A 14,546-nucleotide genomic window follows, 5' to 3' on the forward strand; every position below is an offset into this window, starting at 1 on the left:
GCGCCCTGCCACCCTCGCAGACGGGCTGTTACCTCGCGCGCGTGGCGGCGTGAAAAGCGGCTTTACGAAACGCGCAAAGAGAAGGCCGCCCGGGGGCGGCCTTCATGGTGGAACTGGCGTGCCTGGTCAGGCCGACTCGGCGGCCTCGTCCGTCGCGGCGCGGCGGCCGCGGGCGAAGCGGGTCGACAGCATCTGCCGCAGGCTGTCCAGGCCGGTGCCCTTGCCGGCGACCTTGAGCACCGCGTAACCCTCCAGCGAATTGGCCATCAGGTCGCTGCCCAGCGCCATCTCGGTATCGAGCAGGCGTTCGTGCAGGCGGCTGAGGCGGATGCGCCGCGGCCGCAACGCATCCAGCGCAGCCAGGTCGTCCACGTAGGCGGTGACGTCGAAATTGCGCGGCAGCACTTCGGCGTTCTGGGCGAACGCCACCACCGCCTCGCGGCAGAAGGCTTCGGACTTGTCGCCCATCTTGGTCAGGCCGCGGCGCGACTCCGGGTCCAGGCCAAGCAGCGGCACCAGGTGCGTCTCCAGCGTGGACAGCGCGGCATCGATGGCGGCGAGGGCTTCGGCCGACAGCTCCAGGGTGATCAGGTTCTGGGTCATGGACAGGCTTCCTTGTCAGTGATGCCGGCCGGACGGCCGGCATGCAAAGGCTCCGGCCGATACCCCGGCCCCGCCATCGGGCCGCGGCCGAAAACCGTGTAGGAAAACTCCTAGCCGTCGGGTCGGAAAACACCCCGGTCCGGGCTCGGAAGCCGGCGCGTGGGGTTGTCGGTGCGGGGCGTGGGGCGTGTCGCCCGGCATCCGGGCCGCCCGGCCCGGAGCGTCCGGCCCCTGGCAGCACGCCGGGCACCCAGAGGTCCGCTTTCCCGCCGTCAGGCCCGCCGCCTGCGGCTTTCCGGGCCACCCGCAAGGCCGATAACGCCACCCGTCGGGCTCGTTTCCTCGCGCGCAAGGTCCAGGCGCTGCGCGCAAGGCGAAAAGCCTTGCGGCCGCGAGGCAGAAGGCCCTGCCCACGAGGCCCGCAGCCTTGCACGCAAGGCAGAAAGCCCCGAGCGCGCAGCTGGGACGCCGCACGCGACGCCCGGAACCTTGCATCGACAAGGCCCGGAGCCTTGCGCGCGAGGCTCCGGGCAGCAGAAGTGGAGTTCCGTGGCTTGCGGCCCCTGAAACCTTCTGCGGGCCTGGCAAGCCGAGGGACGGCCTGCGCCCCTCGCCTATACTCGATGCGCGTCACAGTCCGGGGAGACGGGAAACGTGAGCCGCGAGATCGAGGAGCTTCAGGCCGCCCTGCGCCAGTTCGCGCAGGAGCGCGGCTGGGGCCCGTTCCACACGCCCAAGAACCTGGCCGCCGCCCTGTCCGTGGAGGCCTCCGAACTGCTGGAGCACTTCCAGTGGCTGACCGACGAGCAGAGCCGGCAGCTCACCGACGAGCAGCGGCAGGCGGTCGGGCACGAGATCGCCGACGTGCTGCTCTACCTGCTGCAGCTGTCCGACAAGCTGGGCATCGACCCGCTGGAAGCGGCCCGGCAGAAGATGGAGATCAACGCGGTCAACTACCCGGCGGACAGGCAGCGGGGCGGGATCAGGAAGAACACCTAGCGCTGAAATCAGCGGGCCGAAAGGGGAAAGGCTGGCGTGATCGTCTACCACGCGACGAAATCGAAGTTCCTGCACGACTGCGACCACGACCAGATCGAGGACGTGGTTTCGGCTGCGTACGTGCAGAAGACCGGGCGATATGCCTCGACACCGGAGTTCAAAGCCTGGCGCAACTCCCTCACCGCCATGGCGCGGGTGCTGCGCGACGGCGGCATTCCGGACGACGTTGGCGTGGGCATCGAGTTCGGCATCCCGCAGACCGCCAAGCGCGTGGACTTCATCCTCTCGGGCAAGGCCGAGGACGGAACGCCGCACGTCGTCATCGTCGAACTCAAACAGTGGTCGACCTCCCGCATCAGCGAGAAGGACGGGATCCTCATCGCCAACCGGGGCGGCCGGGCCGAGACCGAAGGCACGCACCCCAGTTACCAGGCCTGGTCCTACGCCGCCCTGCTCAACGGCTTCAACGAGGCGGTCTACGAATCGGGCACCGAGCTGCGTCCGTGCGCCTACCTGCACAACTACAAGGACGATGGCGTCATCCGCAACGCGCACTACGCCGCGTACCTGGACAAGGCGCCGGTGTTCCTCGACGGCAACGACGAGCTGGCCAAGCTGCGCGCCTTCATCCGCCAGCACGTGCGCCAGGGCGACAACGGCACCCTGCTCTTCGAGATCGAGAAAGGCCGCATCCGCCCGTCCAAGATGCTGGCCGACAGCCTGGCCAAGATGCTCAAGGGCAACGAGGAATTCGTGCTGGTGGACGACCAGAAGGTCGTCTACGAGACCTGCCTGGCCAGGGCCGCCCAGGCCAGCGACGCGCGCAAGCAGGTGATCATCGTCAAGGGCGGCCCGGGCACCGGCAAGTCGGTGGTGGCGGTGAATCTGCTGGTCGAACTGACCAAACGCGGCCAGCTGACCAAATACGTCTCCAAGAACGCGGCGCCACGCGCGGTCTACAAGCAGAAGCTCGCCGGCCACCTGCGCCAGGTCGAGATCGGCAACCTGTTCGCCGGCTCGGGCGGCTTCCATGAGGCCGAGCCCAACGTGTTCGACACGCTGGTGGTGGACGAGGCCCACCGCCTCAACGAGAAAAGCGGCCTGTACGGCAACCTCGGCCAGAACCAGATCATGGAGTTGATCCGCAGCGCCCGCTGCACCGTCTTCTTCGCCGACGACGACCAGATCGTGACCCTGTCCGACATCGGCCGCACCGAGGAACTCGAACGCTGGGCCCGCGCCGCCGGTGCCGAGGTGACCCGCCTGGAGCTGGCCTCCCAGTTCCGCTGCGCCGGCTCGGACGGCTACATCGCCTGGCTGGACAACTTCCTCGGCATCCGCGAGTCCGCCAATACCGACTTCGATCGCGACAGCTTCGACTTCCGCATCGTCGCCTCCCCGGTCAAACTGCACGACCTGATCCGCGAGAAGAACAAACTCAACAACAAGGCCCGCGTCGTCGCCGGCTACTGTTGGGACTGGAAGAGCAAGAAGGAACCGAAGGCCTGGGACATCGAGATTCCCGAGTACGGCTACAAGGCGCAGTGGAACCTGGACAAGGACGGCAGCCTCTGGATCGTCGCGCCGGGTTCGGTCGAGCAGGTTGGCTGTATCCACACGTGCCAGGGGCTGGAGCTGGACTACGTCGGGGTGATCATCGGCCCAGACCTGCGTTGGATCGACGGCAAGCCGATGGTCTTTCCCGATTCTCGATCGCGGATGGACCGTTCAGTGCGGGGTTACAAGACGCTCATGAAAGAAGACCCGGACGCCACGCGCGAGCGGCTGGAGGTGATCGTACGTAACACCTACAAGACGCTCATGAGCCGAGGAATGAAGGGCTGCTACCTGCATTTCACAACACCGCACACCTCACGCCGACCCTAGCCACCCCGGATACCGCCATGTCTCGATGGACCGATCAATTCAAGAATCATCCTATACACGAGGACTTTAAGGTTCTCGGGACAACACTGCGAGACACCGTGTCCGATGACGCTCTTGAATCGGAAGATCTCGCACGACTGAGAAAAATTCATGCGTTCATTGGAAACCTAATGGACGCAATGGATCCTGAGATAATTGGCCCATCCACGCTGAACAACATGCACGCCAACCTACAAGGCGTCATTAATAACATCGCTGCTTTTCGCTCAGGTGGAAACTTAAATCATCTGCACGCCGCGAACGGCGAGTTCGACAACGTCATTTCATTTGCTGCCTCCACGCCTTTTATGGTGTACGGAAGCGCAAAAGCGTCAATCACAAAGGCGGCAATTGCCTACTCAGACTCGATGCACCAAAGCTCAACTGAGTTTAGGGAATCGATGATCCGATTGGCCGCCGAGTTCACGAATGAGTATTCCACAATCAAGGACAGGTTCAATGTTGCGGACGGCAGTTTGACAAAGCTGGAGAACCGCATCTCCGTCATGGAGGCCCAGCTTCCGACACAGCTATCTGGATACAACACTGATTTTCAGAACAGTGAGAAAACCCGCTCCGAGCGATTCGAGAACTGGACCGTGGCCTACCAAGAGAAGTTGGATCAGCAATTCGTCGAGTCCGCGAAGAAATTCTCGACCGGTGAAGATGCGATGCATCAGTACTTGGACAAAGCAGCAAGGGTGCTTGGATCTGTTGTCGACACCGGGCAAGCGGGTGCCTATGCGACCTACGCCAGCGAAGAAAAGCGCAGCGCGAATCTCTATAGGAAACTAGCTATTGGGCTAATGATACTAGCGGCTTTAGTACTATTTCTGCCCGAATTTGCCCAGGCAGCAAGAGCTGCAGCAGAGTACTCCGTTGATTGGCGAGCCGCACTGCACCGGCTCCCGTTTTCCATAATTCTGTTCGCACCCGCCTTGTACTTGGCAAAAGAATCTTCTCGCCACAGAACAAACGAAGTGCTAAATCGCCGGCGCGAGCACATTCTTACGACGATAGGTCCATATCTTGCTCTCCTGGACCCCAAGAAGGCCGAAGAAATAAAGTCTGATGTAGCTAGAAGCATATTCACAGAGGGGGCGCAGCAAATTGATGACAGATCAACAGACGCGCCGAGCGTCATTGCACAGGTCACCAACCTTGTTGACTTGCTCCTGAAGAGGGCAAAGTAGAGCGCGACATGTCGCTAACGCCCACCATCAAATCGGCCGGTACAACAGAAACAGAGCGCCACCTGTCGCGCTTATGCGATGAAACATTCCTTTCTCTTTGGTCGTATCCAAACCTTTATACAGATGAAGGATTAAGCAAAACCAAACAGGGGAAGGAGCTATGCGATCTCTTGTGCGTGTTCGGCAGGGACATTGTGATCTTCTCCGACAAATCAATTTCCTTTTCTGAGAAGGAAATAGGGATCTCTTGGCCAAGGTGGTATCGCCGCGCCATATATGCATCAGCAAAGCAGATTCTTGGCGCAGAGAAGTGGATCAAGGAGCATGGGGATCGAGTATTTCTGGACAAGCTTTGCAAAAATCGATTCCCGCTTCCCATAGAATCGGGGAGCGGCGCACGCTTCCACCGCATAGTAGTAGCACGGAACTCAAAAGAATCCGCTGAGCGTTACTTTGGCGCAGGGAGCAGCGGTTCGCTAGTAATCAGGCCGGACTTGTGCGGCGAAGAACATGCGAAGCATCCATTCCATGTGGGCATGATCTTCGAAGGCGGCCCATACATTCATGTGCTAGACGATACCAGTTTGGATTTGGTGCTCGGACATCTGGATACAGCTAGTGATTTCGTCAACTACCTTGCCGCCAAGGAAGATGCGATCACTAACGGCATGCTGCGATCAGCAGCTGGTGAAGAGGAAATTCTTGCCTTTTACTTGGCAACTCGTCGCGGCGCCAGCGAACGCAGAGATCTAGTTCCGCCATCCATCAGAGAGGGCGCTAGAACCCTAGTGCTCATCGAAGGACTTTGGGACGAGTATTCGAGTTCCGAGAGTTACGAACAGGAGAAAGAACTCCTGAAGATCAGCTATCTCTGGGATGACCTCCTCAAGAGGATAAGTGGGCACGTTCTCGCTGGCGACGCCATTGGACCGCACAAAGTCGATAGCCACGAGAAGGTTATTCGCCTGTTCGCGGCTGAGTGCAGAAGAAGTCGCTTGGTGCTGAGCGAACAAATTCTTGAGAAGTACCAACAGGTTCCAGCGGACAGGAGAAGCGCGCGCGTCGTAAGGTCACCATCGGATCCAAAGAAGGCGTTCATATTTCTCTTCTTTCCACGAGATCATGGCCAGGAGCATCACGACTATCGTGAGGAAAGGCAGGAAGCGGCCTTGGCATACGCCCTCACGTTGAAGCTGATGTCGCCAGAATTCCGTCACATCTGTGTCGTTGCCACGGAGCCGAAGCAGAGTGACGGAAGATCAGAAGACTTCATGGCGCTAGACATTCCTGAACTTTCCAAGGACGAGAAGCGGGAAATCCGTCAGATGCAGAGGGAGATGGAGATCTTTACCGATATGCTGAAACCATTCGCAGTACCCGACCATCAACCGCGAAGACCCCGTTCGGATAGGACTAAGCGCAACTCTCCATGCCCTTGTGGCTCGGGTTCAAAGTTCAAGCAATGTTGCCTTTAGAAGAAAGAAGCCCCGCTTTCGCGGGGCTTCCTCCAATCAGCAGATTTCTTCCCGCGTGAAGTTGATCGCATTCAAGCAAACGGATCCTGCAACACCATCGTGTGATCCCGGTCCGGGCCGGTGCTGACAATGCTGATCGGGCACCCCGCCAGCTCCTCCAGCGAACGCAGGTACGCGCGCGCGGCCGGGGGCAGCTTGTCCCACTCGGTCACGCCGTGGGTGTTCTCGGTCCAGCCGGGGAACTCCAGGTAGACGGGGGTGATCTCTTCCCAGCCCTGGGCGTCCAGCGGGGCGTACTCGGTGCGCTTGCCGCGGTACTCGTAGGCGATGCACATCTTCAGCTTCTCCATGCCGTCGAGCACGTCGAGCTTGGTGATGCACAGGCCGGAGATGCCGTTGATGGCCACGGCGCGCTTGAGCGCGACGATGTCCATCCAGCCGCAGCGGCGCGGGCGGCCGGTGGAGGCGCCGTACTCGGCGCCGCGGTCGCGGATGCCCTGGCCGATCTCGTCGTCCAGCTCGGTCGGGAACGGGCCGCCGCCGACGCGGGTGGCGTAGGCCTTGGCGATGCCCAGCACGTAGTCGATCGCATCGGCGCCGACACCCGTACCGGCCAGCGCGCCGCCGACGGTGGTGTTGGAGCTGGTGACGTACGGGTAGGTGCCGTGGTCGATGTCCAGCAGGGCGCCCTGCGCGCCTTCGAACAGCACGCGCTTACCCTGCTTGCGCAGGTCGTGGAGGATGCCGGCCACGTCGGATTTCATCGGCTGCACGTATTCGCCGAAGGCCAGGGCTTCGTCGTAGGTCTGCTCGAAGTCGACCGCGTCCACGCCCAGGTACTTGGTCAGGACGAAGTTGTGGTAGTCCAGCGCGGTACGCAGCAGCTCTTCCAGCTGCTTCGGATAATGCAGGTCGGCGATGCGGATGCCGCGGCGCGCGACCTTGTCCTCGTACGCCGGGCCGATGCCGCGGCCGGTGGTGCCGATGGCCTTGCCGCCGGCGGCCTTCTCGCGGGCCTGATCCAGGGCGATGTGGTACGGCATGATCAGCGGGGCGGCCGGGCTGATCTTCAGGCGGCTGCGCACTTCCACGCCGGCCGATTCCAGCTCGCCGATCTCCTTGATCAGCGCGGCCGGCGAGATCACCACGCCATTGCCGATCAGGCACAGCGCGTCGTCGCGCAGGATGCCGGACGGGATCAGGTGCAGGACGGTCTTCTTGCCGTTGATGACCAGGGTGTGGCCGGCGTTGTGGCCGCCCTGGAAGCGGACGACGGCGCCGATGTCCTCGGTGAGCAGGTCGACGATCTTGCCCTTGCCTTCATCGCCCCACTGGGCACCGATGACGACGACTGACTGGCCCATGGCCGTGACTCCTTTATCTGGCGGCCATCGGGGCCGCGGGATGGACCGTGGCCGGCGCCCTGCCCTGCCCATCCCCGGCTAGGCGGGGGACGCGAGCCGCCATCGGGGCGGATCGGGCAGTGCGGTGACCCAGACACGGAAAAAGCCGGGCGGGTGTGCTTCCTGGGAAGCGGCCCCGACCGGCTTTTGCGGATTATCCGGGTTTTGGAAGGCGGGGGCCACCCGGGGGTGGCGGGTGGTTGGGGAAGCGTTGGGGTGTGGCGGGCCGTTGGGTTGGACGGGGGCGTCGGGCGTTATGGGCTGGGCGGTTGCGGTTGTAGGAGCGGGCATGACCGCGACACCGAGGGCGTCGAGGATCGCAGGGGCGTCGCCCGGGCCGGGGGGAAAGGATCAGCGCGGGGGGACGGCGTCGTGGCCCGGAAGGCGCCGGTGTCGCGGTCGTGCCCGCTCCTACAAGAGCCGACGCATCCCGCGAGGCTTGGCGGTTGTAGGAGCGGGCATGACCGCGACACCGGGGGCGGCGGGAATGGGAGGTACGTCGCCCGCGCCGAGGGAAAGGATCGGCGCGGGGGACGGCGTCGTGGCCCGGAAGGCGTCGGTGTCGCGGTCGTGCCCGCTCCTACAAGAGCCGACGCATCCCGCGAGGCTTGGCGGTTGTAGGAGCGGGCATGACCGCGACACCGGGGGCGGCGGGAATGGGAGGTGCGTCGCCCGCGCCGGGGGGAAAGGATCGGCGCGGGGGACGGCGTCGTGGCCCGGAAGGCGTCGGTGTCGCGGTCGTGCCCGCTCCTACACGAGCCGACACATCCCGCGAGGCGTGGCGGTTGTAGGAGCGGGCATGACCGCGACACCGGGGCGGCGGGAATGGGAGGTACGTCGCCCGGGCCGGGGGAAAGGATCGGCGCGGGGGACGGCGTCGTGGCCCGGAAGGCGTCGGTGTCGCGGTCGTGCCCGCTCCTACAAGAGCCGACGCATCCCGCGAGGCTTGGCGGTTGTAGGAGCGGGCATGACCGCGACACCGGGGGCGGCGGGAATGGGAGGTGCGTCGCCCGCGCCGGGGGGAAAGGATCGGCGCGGGGGACGGCGTCGCGGCCCGGAAGGCGTCGGTGTCGCGGTCGTGCCCGCTCCTACACGAGCCGACACATCCCGCGAGGCGTGGCGGTTGTAGGAGCGGGCATGACCGCGACACCGGGGCGGCGGGAATGGGAGGTGCGTCGCCCGGGCCGGGGGGAAAGGATCGGCGCGGGGGACGGCGTCGCGGCCCGGAAGGCGTCGGTGTCGCGGTCGTGCCCGCTCCTACAAGAGCCGGCAGCGTGGGGGTTCTTATTCGGCGGTGTAGACCGGCTGGCCGTCGACCCAGGTGGCCTTGATCTTCAGGTCGTCCAGGTCGGCGGCGGGGATCGCCAGGGGGTCGCGGTCGAGGATGACGAAATCCGCGCGCAGGCCCGGGGCCAGGCGGCCGACTTCGGCTTCGTCGTGGCCGGCCCAGGCGGCGGTGGCGGTGAAACCGCGCAGGGCTTCGGCCGCGGTCAGGCGCTGGCCGGGCAGCCAGCCGCCGGGCGGCTGGCCGGCGCGGTCCTGGCGGGTGACTGCCGCGTACAGGCCCAGGCGCGGGTCGACCTGTTCGACCGGGAAGTCCGAGCCCAGCGCCAGCGGCACGCCCAGGTCCAGGAACCGGCGCCAGGCGTACGCGCCTTCAAGCCGGTCGTGGCCGAGGCGGTCTTCGGCCCAGGGCATGTCCGAGGTGGCGTGGGTGGGCTGCATCGAGGCGACCAGGCGCAGCTGGGCGAAGCGCGGGATGTCCTCCGGCGCGACCACCTGGGCGTGCTCGACCCGCCAGCGCGGATCGGTGCGCACGCCGCTGCCCGCCAGCGCCTGCTGGTAGGTGTCCAGCACCAGCCGGTTGCCGCGGTCGCCGATCGCATGGCTGGCCACCTGCACGCCGCAGTCGCGCGCCTTGACCACGGCGATGGCGAACGCGGCCGGGTCGGTGACCAGCAGGCCGCGGTTGCCGGGCTCGTCGCTGTAGTCGGCCAGCAGGGCGGCGCCGCGGCTGCCGAGCGCGCCGTCGATGAACAGCTTCACCCCTTCCATCTGCAGGCGGCCACCGGGATGGCGGTACAGGCCGTTCGCGCACAGGTCGGCGAGCGCGTCGCGGTTGCCGTCGGCGTAGGCGTCGATGCGCAGGGGCAACTGGCCCTGGTCGGCGAAGCGGCGCATCAACGCCAGGTCATCGCGCGAGACGCCCATGTCGTGCACGCCGGTGAGGCCGTTGCGCACGGCCGCGTCGAGTGCGCGCTTGAGGGCTTCTTCGCGGTAGGCGGCGGTCGGTGCGGGGATCGCGCGCTCGACCAGGCGCATGGCGCCGTCGACGAACACGCCGGTGGCCTGGGTGCCGTCGCGGACGATGCGGCCGCCGTCGGGCTGCCAGTCGCCGGCGAGCGCACGCGCGCCCTGCACCGCTTCGGTGGCGCGCATTGCGGCGCTGTTGCCCCAGCCGGCGTGGCCGTCGATGCGGCTCAGCCAGACCGGGCGATCGGGGAAGGCGGCGTCGAGGTCGGCGGCGGTCGGGAACCGCTGGCCGGGCCAGCGGTTCTGGTCCCAGCCCCAGCCGCCGATCCAGGCGTCGGCCGGCGCGGTGGCGGCGAACGCCTTGAGGCGGGCGATCACTTCGTCCTTGCTGGCCGCGCCGCTGAGGTCGGCGCGCATCAGCGCGTAGCCCAGCTCCATCAGGTGGGCGTGGGCATCGATCAGGCCGGGGACGACGGTGGCCTTGCCGGCGTCGATGCGCCTGGCCTTCGGGTAGCGCTTGCGCAGCTCCTGCGCGGTGCCGGTGGCGATGATGCGGCCCTGCCCGTCCCAGGCGATCGCGGTGACCTGCGGCTGCGCGCGGTCCTCGGTGTGGATGCGCGCGGCGGTGAGGACGGTGACCTGGTCGGCGGCGGGTGCGGGTGCGGGTGCGGGTGCGGGTGCGGGTGCGGGTGCGGGTGCGGGTGCGGGTGCGGGTGCGGGTGCGGGTGCGGGTGCGGGTGCGGGTGCGGCGGCGGGCGCGGCGGCGGGCGCGGCCGAAGCCGCATTCGCTGTTGATGGTGCGGAATCCGGTGCATCGCCGGCCTTCTGGGCCTGCGCGGTTGCCACGGCGCAGGCGCCGGCCAGGATCAACGCGAACGGGGAGATCGCACGCAGGCGCATCGGTTTCTCCGGAAAGGAAGGGGTCCGATCATGCCGGTCGATCCCCATCGGGGCAACGCTGCGCCGCGGCACGGGCGCTCGCAGCTGCTCCCGTAGGAGCGGGCATGACCGCGACACCGGGGCGTCGGCGGGGTCGATGCCTCGTGATTCCCAGGCGTGGGATGTCGGCGCGGGCGACACCTTCGTGGCTGCCGACTACCTCGGTGTCGCGGTCATGCCCGCTCCTACAACGACAGGTGGTGATGGGCATCGCGTGGCTGCGCAGGTGCGACGGGGCGTGGATGCGGAGGCCTCCTCGGCGCGGGCGACGCCATCGTGGCTCCAGCGCGCTCGGTGTCGCGGTCATGCCCGCTCCTACGACGGGAGGTGGCGACGGGCATCGCGTGGCTGCGCAGGTGCGACGGGGCGTGGATGCGGAGGCCTCCTCGGTGCGGGCGACGCCATCGTGGCGCCAGCGCGCTCGGTGTCGCGGTCATGCCCGCTCCTACAACGACAGGTGGCGATGGGCATGGCGTGGCTGCGCTCGTGCGACGGGGCGTGGATGCGGAGGCCCCGGTGCGGGCGGCGCCTTCGCGACTCCGATGCCCTCGGTGTCGCGGTCATGCCCGCTCCTACGAAAAAACAGGGTGGCGGGCCTGGGCGGGATGCAGGACGGCCGCGGGATCGCCGCGGCCGTCGGGGTTGCAGGCGAGCTGGCGGATTCGGGCCAGCTGGCGGGTTCAGCCGACCAGTTCGGCTTCCAGGGTGATCGGCACCGCCGACAGGGCCTTGGATACCGGGCAGTTCTGCTTGGCGTCGTCGGCGATGGCGCGGAACTTCGCTTCGTCGATGCCGGGGATCGAAGCCTTCATCTTCAGCCGGATCTGCGACAGGGTCGGGCCGCCTTCCATCGACAGGTCCACTTCCGCGCGGGTGTCGATCGAGGCCGGGGTGAAGCCCGCCTCGCCCAGCTTGGCCGAGAAGGCCATGGTGAAGCAGCCGGCATGCGCGGCGGCGATCAGTTCCTCGGGATTGGTGCCCTTCTCGTCGCCGAAGCGGCTGTTGAAGCCGTAGCGGGTGTCGGCGAGCAGGCCGCTCTGCGGGGTGCTGAGCTTGCCCTTGCCGGTCTTCAGGTCGCCTTCCCAATGCGCGGTCGCGTGACGGGAGATGCCCATGGGTCGTTCCTTGGTGGGTGGAGGGAGCGCCAGCCTATCGGCGCAAGCGTTAGCGGACCGTTGGAGCGCGGGCGGGATGACGGTGGCGCGGCATGGGCGGGCGCGGGCGGCACCATCGTGGATCCGGTGTCCACGATGTCGCGGTCGTGCCCGCTCCTGCAGAAAAGCGGGTTTCGCGGCTGTTGTAGGAGCGGGCACGACCGCGACACCGACACCTTCCGCCGACCGGCGCCTTCACCCTCCCTGACCACGCCTGTCGGCACGGGCGTCGTGGTTCCTCCGGCGGCTGCGGTGTCGCGCTCATGCCCCCTCCACGGCCGGTTGTGCGCCGCAACGTCCCGCGAACCGGGGACGCGCTAAGGTACCTGTCCGCCATGACCGCCCGCCGGGTTCCGCCCCGGCCTGTCTTGTCGATGCGGCACCTCCAGGCATGCGTTCCCGGCCCGGACAGCCATGACGGCCCTTCAACCCCCAACCCTGGGAGGAACGGCCTCATGCCTTACGCAACCCATGACATCCGCAACGTGGCCCTCGCGGGCCACCCCGGCGCCGGCAAAACAACCCTGTTCGAAGCCCTGCTGCATGCCGGCGGCGCCCTGACCACGGCAGGCAGTGTCGAACGCGGCACCACGGTGTCCGATTTCGACCCGATGGAAAAAGCACGCGGCCACTCGATGGACATCGCCATCGCCAGCATCGACCACGCGCCCGTCGGCGACCGCAGCTACCACCTCAACTTCATCGATACGCCCGGCTATCCGGAATTCCGCGGGCCGGCGCTGTCGGCGCTGGCGGCGGTGGAAACGGCCGCGATCGTGGTCGACGCCGACACCGGCGTGGAGCACGGCACGCTGCGGCTGATGGAACGCGCACGCGAACGCGGCCTGTGCCGCGCGATCATCGTCAACAAGATCGACCACGAGCACGCCGACTGCGTGCGGGTGATGGAACAGCTGCACGAAGCCTTCGGCAATGCGGCGTTGCCGCTGAACCTGCCCGCCGACGGTGGCACCCGCGTGGTCGACTGCTTCGGCAGCGCCGAAGGCGATTCGGACCTGGGCCCGGTCGCCGGATGGCACCAGCGCATCCTCGACCAGGTGGTGGAGGTGGACGAGGGCGTGATGGAGCACTTCCTCGACGGCGGCGAAGCCGGGATTTCCCCGCAGGAACTGCACGACACCTTCGAGAAGGCGCTGCGCGAAGGCCACCTGGTGCCGGTGTGCTTCGTGTCCGCGCGCAGTGGCGTGGGCGTGCCCGAACTGCTGCAGATCGCCGAGCGCCTGTTCCCCGACCCGACCGAGGGCAATCCGCCGCCGCTGTTCAAGCGCAACGGCCACGGCGACGAACCCCTGCCGTTGCACAACGGGCAGGCGGACGCGCAGGGCCATGTGATCGCCGACGTGTTCAAGATCGTCAACGACCCGTTCGTCGGCAAGCTCGGCGTGTTCCGCGTCTACCAGGGCACGGTGCGCCGCGACACGCAGCTGTTCGTCGACGACGGCCGCAAGTCGTTCAAGGTCGGCCACCTGTTCAAGCTGCGCGGCAAGGAGCATGCGGAGATCGACGAGGCCATCCCCGGCGATATCGCGGCAGTGGCCAAGATCGACGACCTGCATTTCGACGCGATGCTGCACGACAGCCACGACGAGGATGCCGTGCGCCTGCTGCCCACGCAGTTCCCGCGGCCGATGTTCGGCCTGGCCGTGCAGGCGGCCAGCCGCGGGCAGGAGCAGAAGCTGTCGCAGGCGCTGCAGAAGCTGACCGAGGAGGACCCGGCGTTCCTGGTCGACCACAACGTGGAGCTCAACGAGACGGTGATCCGCGGCCTGTCCGACCTGCACCTGCGGGTGATGCTGGACCGGCTGAAGGACCGCTTCAGCGTGGACGTGGCGACGCGGCCACCGCGGATCGCCTACCGCGAAACCGTGTCGGCGAAATCCGAAGGCCACCACCGGCACAAGAAGCAGACCGGCGGCGCCGGCCAGTTCGGCGAGGTGAGCCTGCGCATCGAGCCGCTGCCGCGCGGCAGCGGCTTCGAGTTCGTCGACGAGGTCAAGGGCGGGACGATTCCCGGGCAGTTCCTGCCGGCGGTGGAGAAAGGCGTACGCCAGGTGCTGCAGGGCGGCGCGGTTTCCGGGCATCCACTGCAGGATGTGCGCGTGATCGTGTACGACGGCAAGCACCATGCGGTGGACAGCAAGGAGATCGCGTTCGTCACCGCCGGGCGCAAGGCATTCCTCGATGCGATCGGCAAGGCGCGGCCGCAGGTGCTCGAACCGATCGTCGACCTGGAAGTCGGTGCACCGGAGGCGCAGCTGGGCGACGTGACCGGCAGCCTGGCGTCGCGGCGGGCGCGGATCACGGGCACCGATTCGGCGCGCGGCGAGATCGTGGTCAAGGCGCAGGTGCCGATGTCGGAGCTCGACGGCTTCGCCGCGGAACTGAAGTCGCTGACCGCCGGCAAGGGTCGCTACGCGCTGGATTTCAGCCACTACGAACCGGTGCCACCGCCGGTGCAGCAGAAGCTGGTGGAGGCGTACAAGCCGCGGCACGAGGAAGACTGAGGGGCGTCCCACCCGGCGCCGCGATGCGGCACCGGGCAGCCGCACCGCCCTGCCCTGCATGCCGCACCGCTCTTCG

General features: G+C 66.7%; 9 protein-coding genes. 5 read left to right on the forward strand and 4 right to left on the reverse strand.

The features are described 5' to 3' along the window. Positions 1 to 126: 126 nt before the first annotated feature. Positions 127 to 603: a hypothetical protein gene (locus tag MNQ95_RS01935; protein ID WP_241953646.1), complete on the reverse strand. Its 477-nt coding sequence runs from the start codon at positions 601 to 603 to the stop codon at positions 127 to 129. Between the two features lie 654 nt (positions 604 to 1,257). Between MNQ95_RS01935 and MNQ95_RS01940 the strand changes: the two genes are divergently transcribed. The 4 genes from MNQ95_RS01940 to MNQ95_RS01955 are packed head-to-tail and all read left to right on the forward strand — an operon-like array spanning position 1,258 to position 6,196. After that, complete coding sequence (locus MNQ95_RS01940; RefSeq protein ID WP_241953647.1) at positions 1,258 to 1,602, forward strand: nucleotide pyrophosphohydrolase; 345 nt, start codon at positions 1,258 to 1,260, stop codon at positions 1,600 to 1,602. Between the two features lie 36 nt (positions 1,603 to 1,638). Further along, entirely contained in the window at positions 1,639 to 3,489 is a 1,851-nt protein-coding gene (locus tag MNQ95_RS01945; RefSeq protein WP_241953648.1) for a DNA/RNA helicase domain-containing protein, read from the forward strand. Positions 3,490 to 3,506: 17 nt separating this feature from the next. Further along, entirely contained in the window at positions 3,507 to 4,721 is a 1,215-nt protein-coding gene (locus MNQ95_RS01950; RefSeq protein WP_241953649.1) for a hypothetical protein, read from the forward strand. Positions 4,722 to 4,729: 8 nt separating this feature from the next. Further along, positions 4,730 to 6,196 carry a YecA/YgfB family protein gene (locus MNQ95_RS01955; protein ID WP_241953650.1) on the forward strand — a complete coding sequence of 489 codons (1,467 nt, stop codon included), beginning with the start codon at positions 4,730 to 4,732 and terminating at the stop codon, positions 6,194 to 6,196. Between the two features lie 71 nt (positions 6,197 to 6,267). Here MNQ95_RS01955 and MNQ95_RS01960 read toward each other — a convergent pair whose 3' ends face one another. From MNQ95_RS01960 to MNQ95_RS01970, 3 genes are all read right to left on the reverse strand, one after another. Continuing rightward, positions 6,268 to 7,560, reverse strand: a complete 1,293-nt coding sequence (locus tag MNQ95_RS01960) for an adenylosuccinate synthase (RefSeq protein ID WP_241953651.1) — start codon at positions 7,558 to 7,560, stop codon at positions 6,268 to 6,270. A 1,323-nt stretch (positions 7,561 to 8,883) separates the two neighbouring features. Then, positions 8,884 to 10,752, reverse strand: a complete 1,869-nt coding sequence (locus MNQ95_RS01965) for an amidohydrolase (protein ID WP_241953652.1) — start codon at positions 10,750 to 10,752, stop codon at positions 8,884 to 8,886. Between the two features lie 719 nt (positions 10,753 to 11,471). Beyond that, a complete protein-coding gene (locus MNQ95_RS01970) occupies positions 11,472 to 11,906 on the reverse strand; it encodes an OsmC family protein (protein ID WP_162411579.1) in 435 nt (144 codons plus the stop codon). Positions 11,907 to 12,400: 494 nt separating this feature from the next. Between MNQ95_RS01970 and fusA the strand changes: the two genes are divergently transcribed. Further along, a complete protein-coding gene (fusA, locus tag MNQ95_RS01975; RefSeq protein ID WP_241953653.1) occupies positions 12,401 to 14,470 on the forward strand; it encodes an elongation factor G in 2,070 nt (689 codons plus the stop codon). Positions 14,471 to 14,546 lie beyond the last annotated feature (76 nt).

The organism is Pseudoxanthomonas daejeonensis (assembly GCF_022637495.1).
In the GTDB taxonomy this organism is placed as follows: domain Bacteria; phylum Pseudomonadota; class Gammaproteobacteria; order Xanthomonadales; family Xanthomonadaceae; genus Pseudoxanthomonas; species Pseudoxanthomonas daejeonensis.

Excerpts from the sequence above, each read along its gene's own strand:
- MNQ95_RS01935 (WP_241953646.1), bottom strand. The coding sequence starts at position 603 with ATGACCCAGAACCTGATCACCCTGGAGCTGTCGGCCGAAGCCCTCGCC.
- MNQ95_RS01950 (WP_241953649.1), top strand. The coding sequence starts at position 3,507 with ATGTCTCGATGGACCGATCAATTCAAGAATCATCCTATACACGAGGAC.
- MNQ95_RS01955 (WP_241953650.1), top strand. The coding sequence starts at position 4,730 with ATGTCGCTAACGCCCACCATCAAATCGGCCGGTACAACAGAAACAGAG.
- MNQ95_RS01960 (WP_241953651.1), bottom strand. The coding sequence starts at position 7,560 with ATGGGCCAGTCAGTCGTCGTCATCGGTGCCCAGTGGGGCGATGAAGGC.
- MNQ95_RS01965 (WP_241953652.1), bottom strand. The coding sequence starts at position 10,752 with ATGCGCCTGCGTGCGATCTCCCCGTTCGCGTTGATCCTGGCCGGCGCC.
- MNQ95_RS01970 (WP_162411579.1), bottom strand. The coding sequence starts at position 11,906 with ATGGGCATCTCCCGTCACGCGACCGCGCATTGGGAAGGCGACCTGAAG.
- fusA (WP_241953653.1), top strand. The coding sequence starts at position 12,401 with ATGCCTTACGCAACCCATGACATCCGCAACGTGGCCCTCGCGGGCCAC.